Origin of the sequence: Oceanicola sp. D3 (assembly GCF_006351965.1) — a bacterium.
In the GTDB taxonomy this organism is placed as follows: domain Bacteria; phylum Pseudomonadota; class Alphaproteobacteria; order Rhodobacterales; family Rhodobacteraceae; genus Vannielia.
This window is the reverse complement of record NZ_CP040932.1, coordinates 1,227,989-1,245,869: the sequence shown is the minus strand read 5'-3', so window position 1 is coordinate 1,245,869 and position 17,881 is coordinate 1,227,989. Positions and strand designations below refer to the sequence as shown.

Annotated in this window: 18 protein-coding genes; 4 read left to right on the top strand and 14 right to left on the bottom strand. The window is 64.5% G+C overall.

The window, feature by feature from the left end:
• Nucleotides 1-82: 82 nt before the first annotated feature.
• The 5 genes from tolB to tolQ all read right to left on the bottom strand — a co-directional run bounded on the left by tolB (nucleotide 83) and on the right by tolQ (nucleotide 4,302).
• Nucleotides 83-1,405 carry a Tol-Pal system beta propeller repeat protein TolB gene (gene tolB, locus FHY55_RS06360; protein ID WP_140013387.1) on the bottom strand — a complete coding sequence of 441 codons (1,323 nt, stop codon included), beginning with the start codon at nucleotides 1,403-1,405 and terminating at the stop codon, nucleotides 83-85.
• A gap of 144 nt (nucleotides 1,406-1,549) precedes the next feature.
• Nucleotides 1,550-1,939, bottom strand: a complete 390-nt coding sequence (locus FHY55_RS06355) for a hypothetical protein (RefSeq protein WP_140013386.1) — start codon at nucleotides 1,937-1,939, stop codon at nucleotides 1,550-1,552.
• Complete coding sequence (locus FHY55_RS06350; RefSeq protein WP_140013385.1) at nucleotides 1,936-3,120, bottom strand: hypothetical protein; 1,185 nt, start codon at nucleotides 3,118-3,120, stop codon at nucleotides 1,936-1,938. Before FHY55_RS06350 ends, FHY55_RS06355 begins: the two co-directional genes overlap by 4 nt.
• A gap of 8 nt (nucleotides 3,121-3,128) precedes the next feature.
• Entirely contained in the window at nucleotides 3,129-3,605 is a 477-nt protein-coding gene (gene tolR, locus FHY55_RS06345) for a protein TolR (protein ID WP_140013384.1), read from the bottom strand.
• A gap of 1 nt (nucleotide 3,606) precedes the next feature.
• Complete coding sequence (gene tolQ / locus FHY55_RS06340) at nucleotides 3,607-4,302, bottom strand: protein TolQ (RefSeq protein ID WP_140013383.1); 696 nt, start codon at nucleotides 4,300-4,302, stop codon at nucleotides 3,607-3,609.
• 333 nt (nucleotides 4,303-4,635) lie between these two features.
• On the opposite strand from tolQ, the gene FHY55_RS06335 reads away from it, so the two are divergent.
• On the top strand, nucleotides 4,636-5,613 hold the full coding sequence (locus FHY55_RS06335) for an AraC family transcriptional regulator (protein ID WP_140013382.1): 978 nt from the start codon (nucleotides 4,636-4,638) through the stop codon (nucleotides 5,611-5,613).
• A 75-nt stretch (nucleotides 5,614-5,688) separates the two neighbouring features.
• On the opposite strand, the gene FHY55_RS06330 is transcribed toward FHY55_RS06335, so the two are convergent.
• Nucleotides 5,689-6,402: a hypothetical protein gene (locus FHY55_RS06330; RefSeq protein ID WP_140013381.1), complete on the bottom strand. Its 714-nt coding sequence runs from the start codon at nucleotides 6,400-6,402 to the stop codon at nucleotides 5,689-5,691.
• Nucleotides 6,403-6,407: 5 nt separating this feature from the next.
• On the opposite strand from FHY55_RS06330, the gene FHY55_RS06325 reads away from it, so the two are divergent.
• Nucleotides 6,408-7,217, top strand: a complete 810-nt coding sequence (locus FHY55_RS06325; protein ID WP_140013380.1) for a division plane positioning ATPase MipZ — start codon at nucleotides 6,408-6,410, stop codon at nucleotides 7,215-7,217.
• 49 nt (nucleotides 7,218-7,266) lie between these two features.
• Here the strand turns inward: FHY55_RS06325 and FHY55_RS06320 are convergent, their stop codons facing one another.
• Together FHY55_RS06320 and FHY55_RS06315 are read right to left on the bottom strand one after the other, a co-directional pair.
• A complete protein-coding gene (locus FHY55_RS06320; protein ID WP_140013379.1) occupies nucleotides 7,267-8,448 on the bottom strand; it encodes a hypothetical protein in 1,182 nt (393 codons plus the stop codon).
• 124 nt (nucleotides 8,449-8,572) lie between these two features.
• Complete coding sequence (locus tag FHY55_RS06315; RefSeq protein ID WP_254695493.1) at nucleotides 8,573-8,974, bottom strand: Lrp/AsnC family transcriptional regulator; 402 nt, start codon at nucleotides 8,972-8,974, stop codon at nucleotides 8,573-8,575.
• 196 nt (nucleotides 8,975-9,170) lie between these two features.
• Between FHY55_RS06315 and ald the strand changes: the two genes are divergently transcribed.
• Nucleotides 9,171-10,289, top strand: a complete 1,119-nt coding sequence (gene ald / locus FHY55_RS06310; RefSeq protein WP_140013378.1) for an alanine dehydrogenase — start codon at nucleotides 9,171-9,173, stop codon at nucleotides 10,287-10,289.
• A 25-nt stretch (nucleotides 10,290-10,314) separates the two neighbouring features.
• Here ald and FHY55_RS06305 read toward each other — a convergent pair whose 3' ends face one another.
• Nucleotides 10,315-11,163, bottom strand: a complete 849-nt coding sequence (locus FHY55_RS06305) for a helix-turn-helix domain-containing protein (RefSeq protein WP_254695433.1) — start codon at nucleotides 11,161-11,163, stop codon at nucleotides 10,315-10,317.
• Nucleotides 11,164-11,254: 91 nt separating this feature from the next.
• On the opposite strand from FHY55_RS06305, the gene pobA reads away from it, so the two are divergent.
• Nucleotides 11,255-12,424, top strand: coding sequence for a 4-hydroxybenzoate 3-monooxygenase (pobA, locus tag FHY55_RS06300; RefSeq protein WP_140013376.1), 1,170 nt, complete (start codon nucleotides 11,255-11,257; stop codon nucleotides 12,422-12,424).
• A 48-nt stretch (nucleotides 12,425-12,472) separates the two neighbouring features.
• Here the strand turns inward: pobA and cueR are convergent, their stop codons facing one another.
• From cueR to FHY55_RS06275, 5 genes are all read right to left on the bottom strand, one after another.
• Nucleotides 12,473-12,856, bottom strand: a complete 384-nt coding sequence (cueR, locus tag FHY55_RS06295) for a Cu(I)-responsive transcriptional regulator (protein WP_140013375.1) — start codon at nucleotides 12,854-12,856, stop codon at nucleotides 12,473-12,475.
• Complete coding sequence (locus tag FHY55_RS06290) at nucleotides 12,853-15,381, bottom strand: heavy metal translocating P-type ATPase (RefSeq protein WP_254695432.1); 2,529 nt, start codon at nucleotides 15,379-15,381, stop codon at nucleotides 12,853-12,855. Before FHY55_RS06290 ends, cueR begins: the two co-directional genes overlap by 4 nt.
• Nucleotides 15,382-15,451: 70 nt before the next feature.
• Nucleotides 15,452-15,805: a hydroxyisourate hydrolase gene (uraH, locus tag FHY55_RS06285; RefSeq protein WP_140013374.1), complete on the bottom strand. Its 354-nt coding sequence runs from the start codon at nucleotides 15,803-15,805 to the stop codon at nucleotides 15,452-15,454.
• 416 nt (nucleotides 15,806-16,221) lie between these two features.
• Complete coding sequence (locus FHY55_RS06280) at nucleotides 16,222-17,196, bottom strand: type I glyceraldehyde-3-phosphate dehydrogenase (RefSeq protein ID WP_140013373.1); 975 nt, start codon at nucleotides 17,194-17,196, stop codon at nucleotides 16,222-16,224.
• Nucleotides 17,197-17,268: 72 nt separating this feature from the next.
• Nucleotides 17,269-17,736, bottom strand: coding sequence for a GNAT family N-acetyltransferase (locus tag FHY55_RS06275; RefSeq protein ID WP_140013372.1), 468 nt, complete (start codon nucleotides 17,734-17,736; stop codon nucleotides 17,269-17,271).
• Nucleotides 17,737-17,881 lie beyond the last annotated feature (145 nt).

The window sequence follows — 17,881 nt, the reverse complement described above, 5'->3', positions numbered from 1 at the left end:
GCGGGCGCTTTCCTTGTGACGTCTATACCACCCTGCGCGGGTGTTGGGAAACACCTGTGTTACCGCGCCGAAGCGCTCGCCCTCAGGGCAGAAGCGGCGACCAGGCCGGGTCAGACGCGGCGCCCGGGGTGGGCACACGCTTGAGGTTGCGGCCCGAGATATCCACCGAATAAAGTGCGCTTTCACCGCCCGCTCCGCTGCCCGAACGGGTGAACATGATCACCCGCCCATTGGGGCTCCACGTTGGGCCCTCATCGAGAAAGCTCGCCGTCAGCAACCGCTCTTCCGAGCCATCGGTGCGCATCACACCAATATGGAACCGGCCCTGATGCTGCTTGGTAAAGGCAATGAGATCGCCGCGGGGCGACCATACCGGCGTGCCGTAGCGACCCTCACCAAAGCTGATCCGTGTCGGCTCACCACCTGAAGCAGACATCTTGTAAAGCTGCTGGTTGCCGGAGCGGTCACTCTCGAACACGATCTGCGTGCCATCAGGCGAAAAGCTCGGCGCTGTTTCGATCGAAGGGGCGTTGGTCAGCGGTTGCGCTGTGCCACCGGGCGCGAGCTTGTAAATGTCGGTGTTGCCGCCACGCTCGAGCGAGAAAACAACCGTTTGCCCATCTGGCGCGAAGCGCGGCGCAAAGGTCATCGTGCCCGGCTGATCGTCGAGGATGCGGCGCTGCACCGTGCCCACGTCCATGATGTAGATCTTCGGGAAGCCGGTCTCGTAGCTGGTGTAGATCACCCGGTCACCGGTGGGCGAGAAGCGCGGGGCCAGCACGATGGAGGCGCTGTTGGTGAGGTACTGCACATTGGCACCGTCATAATCCATCACCGCAAGGCGCTTCTGGCGGGCGTTCTTGGGGCCTTCTTCATGGACAAAAACCACACGACTGTCGAAGTAGCCACCCTCGCCGGTGATCCGCGAATACACCTGATCGGCCACCTTATGCGCAATCCGACGCCAGCTTGTGGTGGTGCCGCCAAGTTGGAGGCCGTCACCGAGGGGGGCTTCGGAGAACACGTCAAACAGGCGGAACTTCACGTTCACCCGCCCGCCTTCTGCCACCGAAACCGCGCCAACGATCAGCGCCTGGGCGTTGATTGCCTTCCAGTCGGCAAATTGCACCGGTGCGTCGAAGTTGGAGACACCGGAGATGAAGGCGTCCTGCGGGATCTGGCGGAAGAGCCCGGTGCCCTGAAGGTCAGCGGCCACAACCTGGCTGAGCCGCGCGGCATATTCCTGCGCAGCCGCGTTTTCGGCGATGAATACTGGAATGGCGAAGGGCAACGGCTCGATCACGCCTTCGGTGATCTCGATCCGAAGCGGTCCATCCTGCGCGATGGCAGGTGTAAGACCGAGGGCAAGGGCAAACCCCGCCAAAAGGTGCGTTAACTTTTTCATGCCGCTCTCATTCCTCGCATTTCACCGCTCATGAAGCCTCTTAGGCTCCTGTTATTCAATATCGGCAGGTTCCTGCCATTCCGATCTGCGCGCCTCAGGCCTCCGGGGCGCTAAATTTTCCGCCAGTTGCACCGTCCCACGACATCACGACACGACCATGTTGCGCGGGTCAAAGGTTAACCGGATATTCCGCCACGCTTCATATTGTTCCGCCGGAAGGGCAAATCCTTGCCGTCCACAGATCAAAATCGCGCGCCGGGCCGCCTTATAGGCTTCTTCTGCGGCAGCTACATCGGCTCCGTCCCACTCGACCATCTCCAAGCTGCCGTCCACCAGCTTGCCCGCCCTGTCCAGCGAGAAGGCCACGGTGACAGACGTGCGAACTGCCTCGGCAGAGAGACCGCCGACGTTCCAGCATTCGGCAACCGGGATCATCTCCGAAAGGCGCGGCGCAGGCTCCTCTGCCGCCAGCGCATGCGATGAAAGGGCCAGCGCCCCGCATAGCAGCACGGCATGCACGCGGGGCCAGCTCATTTGATCCTCATCTTTTCGGGGTTAAAGACCATCTCGATCTCGGCCCATTCGCCATATTTCTCCGCCGGAAGCGGAAAGCCCCTCGCGCCGCAACGAATGATCGCCCGGCGCGCTGCTTCGAAGGCCTGACGCACGGCATCTCCGGAACCGCCTTCGGAGTCGGTCATGCGGATCGAGCCATTGTCGGGCGTGCCGTTCTCGTTCATCGCCACAAGCACCGTGACCGTCACACGCAGGGCATCGGTCGAAAGGCTGCCGACGTTCCAGCATTGCTGCACGGACACGCGCAAGGCGTCCTTCTCGCCCGCTGTCATCGGCGGACCGCTGCGGGAGGGGGCGCTGGTGGCAGGTTCGGAGGCGGCTTGCCCCTCGCTCACCGCATCGGCCACCGCGTCGGCAATGGCATCGGAAGTCTCCTGCGAGGTTTCGGCCCGCGCCGGCTCTGCCTCTGGCGTGCGGCGTGCAGGGCGGCTCTTGGGGCGGGGCGATCCGGTCGGGGCGAGGGCCACCACTTCGCCGCCCGCCGGTTCCTCCGCCTCGGTGACAATCTCGGTGTTTGCCGCTTCGGGCGCGGTGTCTTCCTGTGCCTCCTGCGCGGGCTCCTCCTCGGCAGGGGTCGGCTCAGCGGCCTCGGCCACCTCGCTATCCACCGCCGCATCGGGCTCGGGGGCCACGGCTGGCGTTGGCGCAACCCGCTGTGCCGGGCGTTCCTTGGGCCGCTTCGAGCTGTCGAGCACGAGGCTTGCCCCGGGGGTGTCATCGGGGTCTGAAACCGGTGCCTCGGGCGCGGGGGGCGCGGTTTCTGTCACCTCCGCTTCGGGCAAAGGCTCCAAAGCGGAGGTATCAGGGGCCTCGTCAGGCGCCACTTCGGCAGCACGCGGCGGCGGGGCCTCGGAGGGCTGAGGCTCGGTTTCGGGCGTGGGCGGCTCTGGTGTTTCGGGCTCGGCCACCTCGGGCGGCTCCGGCGTTTCGGGGGCCTCGGGCACCTCAGGCCCGGGCGTGGCCTCTTGGGTAGAGTTCGACACAAGCGCGGCATATTCATCGCCAGAGATCATGCTAACGTTGGTGACGGTCTCCGTCGGCGTATCCCAATGGATGATGCCGCCAACCAGCGCCCAGCCAATCAGGCCAAGGTGGCCCGCGCCGGAGATGATCGTGCTTTTGTCGAGGCTCTCGGGCATGGTGCCCCCTACCCGTCCGACCCGTCGAGCGTGGGTCCGCCAGTATCTGTCACCAAGCCGATGTTGCCAAAGCCACCGGCGTTGAGGGCCCCCATGATCCGCATGACGCGCTCGTAGGGAATGGCCCCGTCGGCCCGCAGGAAGACTTTGTCATCGGCGCGCTCAGCAGCAATCGCCCGCAGGCGCGTGATCAGCGCGCCCTCCTCAACCGGGGTGGTCTGAATCAGCGTTTCGCCCTCGGCTGTCAGCGTCACGGTCAGCGGCTCCTCCTGCTCGGAAGGCAACGCCTGCGCCGCCGTTTCGGGCAACTGGATCGGCACGCCCACGGTCAGCAGCGGCGCGGCGACCATGAAAATGATCAGCAGCACCAACATCACGTCAACGAAGGGCGTGACGTTGATTTCGCTCATCGCGGCAGCCCGGCCCCGCCCGCGCGATCTGCGCTTGCGATTGCCGCCGCCGGTGTTGATGACACCCGCACCCATCTCAGCTGTCCAACTGGCGCGAGAGGATGGTGGCGAATTCGTCGGCGAAGCTCTCGTAATTGCCGGCGATCCTGTCGCTGTCACTCGACAGTTTGTTGTAGAAAATCACCGCCGGAATAGCAGCCAGCAGACCGAGGCCCGTGGCCACAAGCGCCTCGGCGATACCGGGCGCGACCACGGCCAGATCGGTCGATTTGGAAATGGCGATCTCCTCGAAGGAGTTCTTGATGCCCCAGACCGTGCCGAAGAGGCCCACGAAGGGCGCGGTGGAGCCCACCGTGGCCAGGAACGGCAGGCCCTGATTGAGCCGGTCGGTCTCCTTGGCAATTGCCACGTCCATCGAGCGGTCAATCCGCGCCTGCGCACCGGCAATCAACGCCCCGTCTTCGCGGTGCGAGCGCCGCCACTCTATCATACCGGAGGCAAAAATCTTTTGGCTCGCGCCCTTTGGCTCTGTTCCGATCTGGTCGAACAGCTCGTCCAGCGGCTCGCCCGACCAGAACGCCCGGTCAAAGCTGCCCGCCTCTGACCGGCGAGACCGATACATCAGTATCTTTTCGATGATGATCTTCCACGACCAGAAGGATGCAATGATCAACATGATCATCACGATCTTAACTGTCAGGGTAGCGCGCATGAAAAGCGCAAGCAGGGAGAAGTCGATCTCCTGCGCCATAGCAGCTGTTTCGGAACCCATGTGCCTCGTTCCCGCCTCTTGTTATGTCGCCCCGCGCAGGGGGCCGCCCGATAGGGGCCGATCTGTCGTCGGCCTTCTGGCGCGAACATTACAGCGTTTGAAGCGCAAAAGCCAACACCATCGCGTGAACTGCGCAGGGTGGCGACGCGCCGCGCAGTTCCGGGGCGGCCTGAACAAAGCTTCCCTTGCGTCAATCCGTTGGACGGGCCCATACTTGGTCAGTCGCGCGCGGGGCCAGCCCCGAGCAGGCCTGACATTTGAGTTTCCGCATGCCCGCGTGAGGCGGCGGGCATTCGTCATTCATGGAGGACCATTGTCATAGACAGCAGCCCCATGCCCCCGCCCGTTCTGCGTGGTCAGCTCTCTGCCGCGATGTTTCCGCAAGAGTCCCGCGTCAACTCGTGGCGAGAGCACTTTGCCGAGCAGTTTCTGCGCCTCGACATCAGCCCGCTGGGCGATGCACCGTTTCGCTTTGACGTCGATCTGCTTTCGATGCCCGGCCTGACGCTCTCCGGGGGCACGGTCAGTGCGATGCGCTGCGCCCGGACGAAACGCTTGCTGGAAGACGAGAATGATGACCTGATCCTCCTCATCCCTCAACGGGGCAAGATGCAACTGAACGAACGTGGCCACGTGGCGGAGTTCGGCCCGGGAAGTGCAATGGTGCGGCACAGTTCCGAAGTGGCCGAAACTGTCTCGACGGCGGGTGAATTTCTGACCCTTAGCATTCCGCGCAGCGCGGTGGCCGCTCAGGTGGGCGACCTCGGGCGCCTCGGCTTTGCCGTGATCCCCGGGCAAACACCGGCGCTCGGGCTTCTGGATGGCTACCTGCGTATGCTCCTCGCGGGTGCCCTGCTGCCCGGAGAGACGGCCCCCGACGCGGCAGATGCTGCCCGTATGGCGGTGCGGCAGGTGCAGGAGCTTGTGGGGCTGGTTCTGGGTGGAAGCCGCGACCATTGGCAAATCGCCTCAGCTGCGGGCGGCGGGCTGACGGCGGCCAGAATTGCGGCGATCTCTGCCGAGATTGAACGCCATGCCACCGAGCCGGACTTCGGGATCGACACCGTTGCGCGCCGCCTGCAATTGTCGCCCGGGCATATCCGCAAGCTGTTGGCGTCGGAAGGGCTGAGCTTTTCCACCCGGCTGCGCAACATTCGGCTGGAGCGCGCCATGGCTGCCCTTCAGCAACGAGAGGACACGGCGATCACCGATATCGCCCTTGGCTGCGGATTTGGTGATATTTCTTACTTCAACCGGTGCTTCAAGGCCCACTACGGAATGACACCCGGAGAGGCTCGACACGCACGCTGATGCCGAAAGAATAACCCCGCCCGGAACACTCCCGAGCGGGGCAGACGGCTAAGACGTTACGCCACTCGCCCGGCCTCAAAGACCGAGCCGCTCCGCCTCCTCGGGGGCCTGTTGCTTCAATAGATCGAAAAACGCGTATTGGGTCAGAATGTTGATGGCTTTCAATTCATTGAAGAACTCTGAGTCGCTCTTCTGGTAGGCCTTCTGTGCTTCGAAATAGGTCTTGTACTGAGCCGAAATGTCCGGATCCATCGAAGCCTTGTTGTAGGCGCTGCTCACCTTGGCCTCGACCTGCGCCTTGGAACTGGCATCCATTTCGGCAATCTCGTGGCCAAGCTCCACCAACTCGGTAATCTTGGCCTCCTTCATGGCTGTGAAGTCAGCCTTGATATCCTCCGCAGGCGGCGTCCCTTCCACCATCTGCGCGGTTTCAGCGAGGGCATCGAGCCAAATCTGGCCAACCTTCTCTCCGACTTCCGATGGGTCAGCGATGGCGGGTTGGCTGAAGAGAAGAGCCGCAACGGATGCGATAGCAAGCAAATTTCGACGGGAAAGATAATTCATGGGTTCATCCTGAAAATACAGTGCAGGTTGAAGTCTAGGCGCAGCCGACGCCGCTGGCTTGGACAGACCGCGCACGCAGAGTTGGACAAAACGCGCCCCGGCCAGCAGCCACAACGATCTGCCAAAAATGCCCGATAGCCGCTTTTCCCGGCAGACTCCGAGATATAAGGTGCGCGCCAAAGAAGAAGGGGCAGAGGCCGCTGTGACGCGCGGCCAGAAGGGCAAGGGCCATGGCGCATATAATCGTCGTCGGCAATGAAAAGGGCGGGTCGGGCAAGTCCACGACCTCCATGCATATCTCCACTGCGCTTGCGCGGATGGGCAGGAAAGTGGGCGCGCTCGATCTCGATCTGCGCCAACGCAGCTTTGCGCGCTATCTCGACAACCGCCGGATCTTTGCCGAGAGCCAAGGGCTTGAGCTTGCCAGCCCGGTGCTGCGCGAACTGCCTCAGGTGGATCAGGCGAGCCTTGAAGACGGCGAGAACATCTATGACCGCAGGCTTTCGGCTGCCGTGGCCGGGCTGGAAGGCGACATGGATTTTATCCTGATCGACTGCCCCGGCTCGCACACCCGCCTCAGCCAGGTGGCGCATTCTCTGGCCGACACACTGGTGACACCGCTGAACGACAGCTTCGTGGATTTCGACCTGCTGGCCCGGATCGACCCGGCAACTGGCAAGATCCTCGGCCCCTCGGTCTATTCCGAGATGGTCTGGTCGGCCCGTCAGGTGCGGGCGCAGGCCGGGCTGCCGCCGATTGACTGGTTGGTGGTACGCAACCGGCTCGGCCCACAGGCCATGCACAACAAGAAAAAGATGGGCGACGCGCTCGATAAGCTCTCCAAGCGCATCGGCTTTCGCGCTTCGGCAGGCTTCTCGGAGCGCGTGATCTTCCGCGAGCTGTTCCCGCGTGGGCTGACGCTGCTCGACCTTGGGGATGTGGGCGTGGAGCGGTTGAACATTTCCAACGTTGCCGCCCGGCAAGAGCTGCGCGACCTGATCACCAACCTCAAACTACCCGGCGTCTCCGCCGACTTCTGAGGCGCGGCCCGGCATATAGGGGCGATCCTTTTCGTGGAAGTTCCGGTGCCTAGGACCGGCTACCGACAGCCGCCTGCACTGCCGCGAAAATATCTCCGGCTTCCCCTTTTGCTCGGGCCAGAGTGGGCGCGGTGATCTCGGCCTGCACCGCAGCCATGATATCGGCGGCCTGTGTCGGATCCTGCTTTGCGGCAAGCGGGCTTTCCTTTTTTACCGGCTTCGGCCCGGCCAGCTTTTCGGGAATGCCCCGGCCCGGCAGAGCGCGCTTCAACCCGCCGCTGTCGAGCGCAGCAAAATCGTCGATCCCGTCCCGGCGCGCTGTGTAGGTGCCGGTTTCTTCGCTGCTGCGCCCGATGGCCAGAACCTCACGCATCACGGCGAGCCCGTTTGACCCATCGGCCATTTCGGGCGCGTAGCTCGGGATGATCACCGCACCGTTGACGGGGTTCACCTCTGGCGCGTAATCGCTGAACAGATCATCGGCATCCTGTTCGGGCGCGGCATCCGCCGCATCCGTTGCATCGGCCGGATCGCCCGCCGCCAGCCGGCGCAAGCGGTTGCGCGCGAAAGCAAGCAAGATCATCCCCACGAGGGTGAAACCGGCAGCAATGAACACCACCTGAATAAGCTGCTCAAACTGCGGCCCGCTTGCCAGCGCAGTGGCGCGGTCAGTGCGGAAGGGGAAGATAATAACAACGTTCTCTGCCAGCGGACGGCCCGCTTCGGCAAAGCTGTCAGCAATCAGCGGCCCGAAGATATTGCCATGGCCCAGCGTGCCGCCAAGGGTGATCATCGGCCCAACTCCGCCCTCGCCGTCGATCTGCGCGACAAGGGTGTTGATCTCGGCATCGCCAATGGTTTCGCCGCCCGGCCCCTGATCATAGAGCAGCACGGCTGGCGCGGGGACTGCGGTATTTTCTGCACCGGCAGGATAGAGCGGAATCATCACGCCGAGCCGGTCGCCATCCGGGGTTGTGGCGATGAGGTCGTATTGCAGTTCAACATCAAGCTGGCCGATCACCCGGACTTCGCGAAGTGGGTGAACATCGGTCTCGCGGTTGAACTCCTCAATTGCCACAGGGGTGGGCACCTCGGAGGCCAATGCAACCTTGCGCTGTTCAACCTCATGCAGCTGCTTCAACAGGCCGACACCGGCGAGGCCAAAGCTCGCCAGCCCGATCAGCACCAATAGCCATGCCCCAATTTGAAGTTTGCGGATCTGCCTGCGCATCCCGATCCCTCGAAAATACCCCTATTGTTTCCTCAGGTGACACGGAAGCGTGGCCACAATGGGGCGACTGCGCGGAATGAGCGGGGCGCAGAGCTTGCATTTGAAAGGGTAATCTAGGGGGGGGTCAGGTCGGCAGAGCCGTTGTCTTGAACACCGTGCGCAGGGCGAAGCTCGATTGCATGCCCTGAACGCCGGGCAGGCGAGCAAGATACTGGCGGTGGATCCGCGCAAAATCTTCGGTGTCCTCAGCCACCACCTTCAGCAAGTAATCTGCCGCACCGCCGAGCAGGTGGCATTCCAGCACCGCAGGCACCCGGGCCACGCCCTTTTCGAAGGCGTCGAGGATGTCATCTGTCTGGCCCGCGAGTTTGATTTCGACAAAAACGGTGGTGGCCAGCCCCAGTTTGCGGGCGTCGAGCAGTGCCACGTAATCGCGGATCACCTTTGCCTTCTCCAACCGCTGCACCCGGCGATGGCAGGCCGAAGGTGAGAGGTTGACCGCCTCCGCAAGCTCCGCCGAAGTCATCCGCCCGCGCCGTTGAAGGGCCGAGAGGATTCGACGGTCGGTCTCGTCAATTTCCGTTTCCACGCACGTATCTCCCGCCCTTGGCCACATCGGCGCTGGTATTTGCGCGTCAAGCTGGCTGGGCAGGCGCGAAATGTCAAAGCTGTTGCACAGGGGGCGTGGCACGTTGGTGCTACAATCAGGAGGAGGAACCGCAATGCTCATCGGCTGCCCGATGGAAGTGAAGGCACAGGAATTTCGCGTTGGTCTGACGCCCGCCGCAGCGCAGGAGGCTGTGGCGCATGGCCATGAGGTGCTGCTGGAGCGTGGTGCCGGGGCGGGCGCGGGCTTTAGCGATGCAGACTATGAGGCCGCGGGTGCGCGGATTGCGACGACCGCGGAGGAGGTTTTTGCCGAGGCCGGGATGGTGGTGAAGGTGAAGGAGCCGCAGACCGCAGAGCGGGCAATGCTGCGTGAAGGGCAGATCCTGTTTACCTATCTTCACCTCGCGCCGGACCCGGAGCAAACCAAGGATCTGCTCGACAGCGGCGTGACCGCCATCGCCTATGAAACCGTCACCGACCGCGCGGGCGCCCTGCCCCTGCTCGCCCCGATGAGCGAGGTGGCCGGGAAGCTGGCGCCTCAGGTGGGCGCATGGGCGTTGCAAAAAGCCAATGGCGGGCGCGGTGTGCTGATGGGCGGGGTGCCCGGTGTGGGCCCTGCGGAGGTGGTGGTGATCGGCGGGGGCGTGGTGGGCACGCAGGCCGCCCGCGTGGCTGCCGGGATGGGCGCGCAGGTGACGGTGCTGGACCGCTCCCTGCCCCGCCTGCGCTACCTCGACGACGCCTTCCGCGGCGCCTTCTCCACCCGCTACGCCTCTGCGGCCACAACGGCCGAACTGGTGTCGCGGGCCGATATGGTGGTGGGCGCGGTGCTGATCCCCGGTGCGGCCGCCCCCAAGCTGGTGAGCCGGGCGGAGCTTGCGGGCATGAAGCCCGGTGCTGTGCTGGTGGATGTGGCGATCGACCAAGGTGGCTGCTTTGAAACCTCGAAGGCCACCACACATGACGCGCCGATCTACGAGGTTGACGGTGTGGTGCATTACTGCGTGGCCAACATGCCCGGGGCGGTGCCGCGCACTTCTACAATTGCGCTCGGCAATGCCACCCTGCCCTTCGTCATTGAGCTTGCCAACAAGGGTTGGCGCGCGGCTTGTGAAGCGGATGAGCACCTTTTGGCCGGGCTCAACACCCACGCGGGACGGCTGACGAACTACGCGGTGGGCCGTGCTCTGGGGATTAATGTGCTCTCACCCGGGTTGGCGCTGAAGCTTTGATGCGCGCGACGAAGCGGGGCGAACCCTAGGCAAGCGCGGCACGAAATCCGCGCGGGCTCACACCGGCTTCGCGGGAGAACACCCGCGAAAAATGCGCAGGGTCGGCGTAGCCAAGCCGGAAGGCGACCTGCTGGACAGGCAGATTGGTGTAGGTCAGCAGCCGCCGGGCCTCGCGGTGACTGCGGGCTGCGAGCAGCGCGCTGACCGGCTGGCCCGTGGCATCGCGGGTGATCCGGCTCAGGTGCTGCGGGCTGACGGCCAGCGCTTTCGCCACCTGCGCCACAGAGGGGCGCTCGGCATATTGTGCCTCGATCAGTGCCTCCAGCCGTCGAAAGAGCGGATGCGCCGCCCCCTCCCCCGTACCGGCCCGCTGCGCGAGATGACGGGCCACCAGCGCCAGAACCTGCCCGGCGAGCATGCGCAGCATCTGCGCACGGGCAAAGCTGCGGCCTTCGTATTCGCCAAATATCGCGCGCATCGGCGCGGCCAACACCCCCGCGCCGGGCTCTACCCGTGGCTGGCGAAGCTCGGCCCAGAGCCCCTCTGCCGGGCGCAGGATCTGATCGACCAGATCAGCCGGGAGAGTCAGCACCCAGCCCTCGGTGCCGGGATCGAAGCGGAAGCCATGCACCACGCCCGCGGGCATGTTCAACATGACCTGCGCGCCAAGCGCTTTTTCCTGCCCCTCCACAAGCGCCACGCCGCCACCGGAGGCCAGCAGCAACACCTGATGCAGACGCGCGTGGCGATGGGGAGAAAGCTCCCAGTCATGCAGGGCAGAGCGGGCCGCGATGGTCTCGCAATGCACCACATCGGCCATTTCGTCGGTCTCACCGAAGAGGTTGTAATTTGTGATCTCAGACGCGGGCTCCATGTTCGAAATATACAAGTCTTCGCGCGAGCCGTCCATTCGGCCCGCGCCCGATCCGCGGCATTGTGTGACACCACATGAGGGAGGAGACATCATGCGCACTCAGGTTGCCATCATCGGCGGCGGCCCCTCGGGCCTTTTGCTTTCGCAGCTTCTGCACAAGAAGGGCATCGACAGCGTGGTGCTTGAGCGGCGCTCGCGCGACTACGTGCTGGGCCGCATCCGTGCCGGTATTCTCGAAACCGGATTTGTCGGGCTGATGCGCGAAGCGGGCGTGGGCGAGCGGATGGACAATGAGAGCTATGTCCATGACGGCACGTTGATTTCTTACGGGGACGAAGAGTTTGAAATCAACTTCAAGGAACATACCGGCACCTCTGTGATCGTTTATGGCCAGACCGAAGTGACGCGCGACCTTTACGACGCCTGCCAGCAGGACGAAGGGCGGGTGCTTACCGAGGTTTCTGCCGTGATGCCGCACGACCTGAAAACAGATGCGCCCTATGTGACCTTCATGAAGGACGGCAAGGTTGTGCGGCTCGACTGTGACTACGTTGCTGGATGTGACGGCTTTCATGGTGTTTCGCGCCAGCAGATCCCCGAAGACGTGCGGCGGGAATATGAAAAGACCTACCCCTTCGGCTGGCTTGGCATCCTGTCAGAAACGCCGCCGGTGCATGAAGAGCTGATTTATGCCAACTCCGAGCGGGGCTTTGCCCTTTGCTCCATGCGCAACGAAAACCTCTCGCGCTACTACGTTCAGTGCCCGTTGACCGACAAACCCGAGGATTGGTCTGACGAGCGGTTCTGGGAGGAGCTGAAGCAGCGTATCCCGGCCAAACATGCGGCCAACCTCATCACAGGCCCCTCTATCGAAAAATCCATCGCGCCCCTGCGCAGCTTTGTCTGCGAGCCAATGCGCTGGGGCCGCCTGTTCCTGTGCGGGGATGCCGCCCACATCGTGCCGCCCACTGGCGCGAAAGGGCTGAACACCGCCGCCTCGGACATTCATTACCTGTATCATGGTCTAGTCCAATTTTATGAACAGAAGGATACCGAGGGGCTCGACAGCTACTCGGAGAAGGCGCTTGCCCGGATCTGGAAGGCCGAGCGTTTCAGCTGGTGGATGACAACGCTGCTGCACCGCTTCCCCGATCAAACCGAATTTGATCTGAAGATTCAGCGGGCCGAACTGGAGTTTTTGCGCTCCAATGAAGCAGCACAGAAGGTGATGGCAGAGAACTACGTTGGGCTGCCCTACTGAAGGGGTTGCGGGCGGCCCAGGCTGAACATCGGCAACGGCTGCCGCGCCTTACTGCTCCAACCCCTTGAGAATAGGGCAATCCGGTCGATGATCGCCCGCGCAGGCCTGCACAAGCTCGGTGAGCGTGTCGCGCATGGCGGTTAGCTCGGCAATCTTGGCCTCGATCTGGCCGAGATGCTCCTGCGCGACCGATTTCACATCTGCCGAGGCGCGGCCTGCATCTTCATAAAGCGCGAGGAGCGTGCGGCAATCTTCGATGGAAAACCCGAGGCCGCGGGCGCGCGCGAGAAAGTGCAGCTTGTGGATGTGGCTTTCGGAGAAGGAGCGGTAGCCGTTGGCCCCACGGTCGGGCGCGACGAGGCCGATATCTTCGTAGTAGCGAATGGTTTTGGGGGGCAGGCCCGCGCGGGTTGCGGCTTCTGAAATATTCATGCGGCGGCCCTCCTGAGCCTGAGCGCGTTGGCGACGACGGCGAGAGACGAGAGCGCCATGGCCCCCGCCCCGATCATGGGCGAAAGCTGCGGGCCGCCGAAGGGCACAAGGACGCCTGCCGCGACGGGGATGAGCAGCACGTTGTAGCCAAAGGCCCATACGAGGTTTTGGCGGATGTTTGCCATGGTGCGGCGAGAGATTTCATGCGCTGCGGTGAGCCCTTCAAGGCGGCCTGAAAGCAGCACCACATCGGCGGCCTCAACCGCCACTTCAGTGCCAGTGCCGATGGCAAGGCCAACATCGGCAGCCGCCAATGCGGGAGCGTCGTTGATGCCGTCGCCGACGAAGCCCACCGGCCCTTGCGCCTTGAAAGCCTCAATGCGGGTGAGTTTGCCATCAGGCAGCAGGCCACCTTCAGGCGCGTCGATGCCCAAGCGCGCAGCGACGGCCTTTGCCACGCGGGGGGAATCGCCGGAGAGGAGCGCGAGGGAAATGCCATTAGATTTCAGCGTTTTCAGTGCCTGGGCGGCATCTGGTTTGATCGGATCTGCGACGGTGAAAAGCGCAGCGACCTCGCCTTCGGCGGCGAGGAAGAAGGCGGTTTCGGCCCGGGCCTCAGCGGCTTCCAGCGCCTCGGTCAACGCGGGCGGGAGGGTGAGGCCCTCGGCTTCCATGGCCCGCGTGCCGCCCAACACCAGCGCCTTGCCCTCAACCATAGCGGTGAGACCGTAGCCGGGCTTTGCGGTGGCAGCGGTGGCGGGGGATAGGGCGAGCCCTTCGGCCTCGGCGGCGGCAAGCAGGGCCTTGGCCAAAGGGTGCTCGGAGCGGGCTTCGGCGGAGGCGGCGAGGCGGAGCGCTTCGGCGCGATCCATGCCGGAGGTGGTCACCGAGGTCAGCGCAGGGTGGCCCTCGGTGAGAGTGCCTGTCTTGTCGAACGCCAGTGTTTCAACGGCACCGAGCTGCTCTAGCGCCGCGCCGTTGCGGAAGATCACACCCAGCTCGGCGGCGCGCCCTGTGGCGACGAGGATAGAGACGGGCGTGGCCAGACCCATGGCGCAGGGGCAGGCGATGATAAGCACGCAGACCGCCGCCACGAGGGCGCGGGAGATGTCTCCGGTGGTGGCCAGCCAGAGCAGGGCGGTGAGGGCGGCGATGACCAGAACGGCGGGGACGAAGATGGCGGTGACCCTGTCAATCGTGCGCTGCACCGGCAGCTTGGTGGCTTGGGCCTGCTCCACCTGTGCGGCGATGCGGGCGAGCACGGTATCGGCGCCCACGGCGGTGGCACGGTAGCTGAGGGCGGTGGTGCCGTTGAGGGTGCCGCCGGTGAGGCTGTCGCCGGGGGCCTTGGCGACGGGCTGGGCCTCGCCGGTGATCATGGCCTCGTCGAGCCAGCCGCTGCCCTCTGTCACAACGCCGTCCACCGCCACGCGCGCGCCGGGCGCGAGGTGCAGGATGGAGCCGGGGGCAATTTCGGAAAGCGGCGTGTTTTTAAGGCCTTGTGGGGTTTCGACCGGGGCGGTTTCGGGCGTGAGCGCCATCAACCCGCGCAGCGCCGCACCGGCTTGGCCACGGGCGCGGGCCTCGAGCGTGCGCCCCAGCAGAATGAGGGTGACGATGACGGCGGCGGCCTCGAAGTAGACGTGGTTCGCCCCCTCGGGCAGCAGGCCCGGCGCGAAGGTGGCAAGGGTGGAATAGGCCCATGCGGCCCCTGCCCCAAGGGTGACGAGGGCGTTCATCTCGGGCGCGCCACGCAGGAGCGCGGGGATGCCGGAGCTGAAGAACAGGCGACCGGGGCCTGCGAGCACGGCGGTGGTGAGCAGGAATTGGACGATGCGCCAGGGGGTTACGCCGATCGTGGCGGCGACAAAGTGGTGCAGAGGCGCGTAGAGGTGGCCGCCCATTTCGATAAGGAAGACCGGGGCTGTCAGCAGGGCTGCGATCAAGGTGCGGCGGGCCATTGCCCGGGTTTCATTCGTTGCGTTGGGTGGGGTGGCAAGCTCTTGGCGGGATTGGAGAATTGCCGGGTAGCCTGCGGCAGCGGCGGCCTCCAGCAGCGGGGTTTCGGCGGGTAGGCTATGCGCGACGGTGGCGCGGCGGGTGGCGAGGTTTACGCTGGCCGAGCTCACGCCGGGGACTGCGGAAAGGGCCTGCTCGACTCGGGAGACGCAGGAGGCGCAGTGCATGTTTGCGATGTTGAGTTGGGTTGTTTGGAGAGCCTCCTCGCTGCGCTCATCGGTTTGGGGGCGGGCCTCATCGCTCTGCTCTTCGGCTGGGGCTGGCTCTGCGATTTGGGGCGTTTGGACGGTGGCCGGGTAGCCAGCTGCGGCCACCACCTCAGCGAGAGCCGCGGGAGATGTTTGCGAGGGATCATAGAGGGTTATGGCCTCATCCGGCGCACGGGTGACGGTGAAGGATTGCACCCCGAGCGCCTCCTGCAAGGCCGCTTCGACGCGGGCGGTGCAGGCGCCGCAGCCCATGCCTGAGATGCTGAGGCGGGCTGTTGCTGTGGTATCGTCGCGCATGGGTAAGGCTCCGGGGACGGGAGTGTCCGGCACCTTACATAGGGGTTCCAGTCACTGGAAGGTCAAGAGCCTAGCTGCCGCGATAGGTGGAATAACTGTAGGGCGAGAGCAGCAAGGGGACGTGGTAATGCGTGTCTTCCGTCATGGTGAAGCGGATCGGCACCTCGTTGAGGAACAGCGTGTCATCTTCACCCTGCATGGTGGCCTGAAGGTAGTGGCCCGCGTGGAACAGGAGCTCGTAAGTTCCTGTTTCAAAATCCTCTTTTGGGAGAATGGGCGTATCGGTGCGACCATCCTCATTGGTGACCATCTGAACGAGTCCGCGACGTTCGCTGCCCTCGATCCGGAACAGCATGACCACCAGCCCCTCTGCCGGCAGGCCGCGGGCGGTGTCGAGCACGTGGGTGGTGAGATATCCCGCCATTGGGCTGATCCTTGTGTTGGTTTGACTGGGGCGACCCTAGCAGGCTGGTGGGGGGAATGAAGCCCTCGTTGCTGTGCTGGAGTATGGCATGGAGGGGTTAAAGGTGGGCGGGGACGGCGCTCGGCAGAGAGCTCGGCCTAATTTATCCGTTTATTGCCAGTGACTTGGGAAACACTTGCATAGTTAGCCGGAGCAGAAATGCGCAGTTGCGGGAGCTTTAGGGGGGAGCGGCGGCTGTGCGGCTCCGCACGTAATGCCGGGATATTTGGCGTTAACTATGGTTAGTAATGATGCACAACCCATGCACATCCTATGCACACCCCATACCTACGAGAATACGAGCACCGCACGCCGTTAATGCGGTGTGACGGGGCCTTGAAACCGGCGCACGGAGGCGGGCGCGGCCAGTTGGCGCGTCAGCGGGTGCCCATACGCTCGGCCATGTCGAGCATCCGCGCGGAGAAGCCCCATTCGTTGTCATACCAGCCGAAGACGCGGGTGAGCCCGCTTGCCACGGAGGTTTCGCGCGGGGCGAGGATGAGGCTTTCGGGGCGGGCGCGCAGATCGGAGGAGACGAGGGGCTGATCGGTGGTGCCGATGATCGGCCCGGTGGCACCGGCGAGGGCGGCATTGACCGCCTCAGTGCTGGTGGGCTGCCGGGTGGTGACGGTGAGGTCGATGGCCGAGACGGAGGCGGTGGGCACGCGGAGCGCCCGGGCCTCGATGCGGCCCGCGAGGGCGGGCAGAACGCGGTCGATCAGCCGGGCGGCGGAGGTGGTGGTGGGCACCATCGAGAGGGCCGCCGCGCGGGAGCGCTCGGGGGCCTTGCGCGGCGCATCCACGGTGGGCTGGGCGCCAGTGTAGCAATGGACGGTCGTCATTTGGCCGGCTTCGATGCCAAAGGCCTCATCCAACACCCGAAGCAGCGGCGCGAGGGCATTGGTGGTGCAGGAGGCGTTGGAGACGATGCGCTGATTGGTGAGCGCCGCGTCGTTTGCGCCCATGACAACCGTGATGTCGGCCTCGTCGGAGGGACCGGAGACCAGCACGGTGCGCGCCCCTGCCGCCAAGCCCCGCTCGGCCACCGAGCGCTTGCCTGCCAGCCCGGTGCATTCGAGCACAACGTCGACGCCGGAAAGATCGAGCGTGGAGATGTCGGGCGCGGCGGTGAAGCGGATCGGCTTGCCGTCGATCACCAGCGCCTCGGTGGCGGTGGTGACCTTGCCGGGCCATGGGCCGAAGACGCTGTCATAGGCGAAGAGGTAGGCGCAGGTTTCCAGCGGTTCGATGTCGTTGATCAGCGCGAGGGTGATGCCGGGCCGGGAGGCGAGGAGCTGGCGGAGTACGGTGCGGCCGATGCGGCCGAAACCGTTGATGGCGATGGTGGGCATGGGGGCTCCGACTCGGTGGCAGGTTTGGCCGGAGGCTGCGACGGGCCGCCGCCGGGGGCAACCCCTGCCCTGCTATGCGGTATCGAGCCGGAACTTGAGAAACCTCTGGCCCGCGTGGGCGACTTCGCCCACAGGCGCGGCGCCCATCCGGCGGAGTGCCGAGAGGTGGCGACGGGAGGGGGCGAGCAGGAAGGTAACGAAGGGGATGCGCGGGTCGGCGCGGGCATGGTCCAGCGCCTGCGCGGCGATGCGGCGGCCCAGCCCGAAGGCAGCCGGGGTGAGGACGAGGCCGAAATCCCACTCGTCGCCCTCTTTCTGGAAGCCGCCCCAGCCGATGTAGCTCTCGCCGTCGAGAAAAGCCCAGTGGCCGAGGCCGTCACGCGCCCAGGTGGCCTCTTTCGCGGCGACGAAATCGGCCACGTCATCCGCCGCCCAGGGCTGGGTGAGAAGCGGCAGGTGTGCGGCGATGCGCGCATCGTTCATGTGGGCGAGCAGCAGGTCGGGGGCGATCTGGGGCAAGCGAGTGAAGACGAAGGGCATTGGCGGCTCCGGTGGGTTTGGCGATGGCCTAAGGGCGCTGGCGCGGGTTGGAAAGCCGGAGCGGTCCGGGATGACGAGGCTGTGAAGGGGATTGCATGGCGGGCTCGAATCGTAATATCAAAAGTTACGTTTAGTCGGAGGCAGT

What these genes read in the sequence shown, in the direction of transcription:
- FHY55_RS06350 (WP_140013385.1), bottom strand. Translation starts at nt 3,120, where the DNA reads ATGCCCGAGAGCCTCGACAAAAGCACGATCATCTCCGGCGCGGGCCAC.
- uraH (WP_140013374.1), bottom strand. Translation starts at nt 15,805, where the DNA reads ATGGCGGGATATCTCACCACCCACGTGCTCGACACCGCCCGCGGCCTG.
- FHY55_RS06290 (WP_254695432.1), bottom strand. Translation starts at nt 15,381, where the DNA reads ATGCGCGACGATACCACAGCAACAGCCCGCCTCAGCATCTCAGGCATG.
- FHY55_RS06355 (WP_140013386.1), bottom strand. Translation starts at nt 1,939, where the DNA reads ATGAGCTGGCCCCGCGTGCATGCCGTGCTGCTATGCGGGGCGCTGGCC.
- FHY55_RS06320 (WP_140013379.1), bottom strand. Translation starts at nt 8,448, where the DNA reads ATGCGCAGGCAGATCCGCAAACTTCAAATTGGGGCATGGCTATTGGTG.
- tolQ (WP_140013383.1), bottom strand. Translation starts at nt 4,302, where the DNA reads ATGGGTTCCGAAACAGCTGCTATGGCGCAGGAGATCGACTTCTCCCTG.
- ald (WP_140013378.1), top strand. Translation starts at nt 9,171, where the DNA reads ATGCTCATCGGCTGCCCGATGGAAGTGAAGGCACAGGAATTTCGCGTT.
- FHY55_RS06335 (WP_140013382.1), top strand. Translation starts at nt 4,636, where the DNA reads ATGCCCCCGCCCGTTCTGCGTGGTCAGCTCTCTGCCGCGATGTTTCCG.
- FHY55_RS06275 (WP_140013372.1), bottom strand. Translation starts at nt 17,736, where the DNA reads ATGCCCTTCGTCTTCACTCGCTTGCCCCAGATCGCCCCCGACCTGCTG.
- FHY55_RS06315 (WP_254695493.1), bottom strand. Translation starts at nt 8,974, where the DNA reads ATGACTTCGGCGGAGCTTGCGGAGGCGGTCAACCTCTCACCTTCGGCC.
- cueR (WP_140013375.1), bottom strand. Translation starts at nt 12,856, where the DNA reads ATGAATATTTCAGAAGCCGCAACCCGCGCGGGCCTGCCCCCCAAAACC.
- FHY55_RS06325 (WP_140013380.1), top strand. Translation starts at nt 6,408, where the DNA reads ATGGCGCATATAATCGTCGTCGGCAATGAAAAGGGCGGGTCGGGCAAG.
- FHY55_RS06305 (WP_254695433.1), bottom strand. Translation starts at nt 11,163, where the DNA reads ATGGAGCCCGCGTCTGAGATCACAAATTACAACCTCTTCGGTGAGACC.
- tolB (WP_140013387.1), bottom strand. Translation starts at nt 1,405, where the DNA reads ATGAAAAAGTTAACGCACCTTTTGGCGGGGTTTGCCCTTGCCCTCGGT.
- FHY55_RS06280 (WP_140013373.1), bottom strand. Translation starts at nt 17,196, where the DNA reads ATGCCCACCATCGCCATCAACGGTTTCGGCCGCATCGGCCGCACCGTA.
- tolR (WP_140013384.1), bottom strand. Translation starts at nt 3,605, where the DNA reads ATGGGTGCGGGTGTCATCAACACCGGCGGCGGCAATCGCAAGCGCAGA.
- pobA (WP_140013376.1), top strand. Translation starts at nt 11,255, where the DNA reads ATGCGCACTCAGGTTGCCATCATCGGCGGCGGCCCCTCGGGCCTTTTG.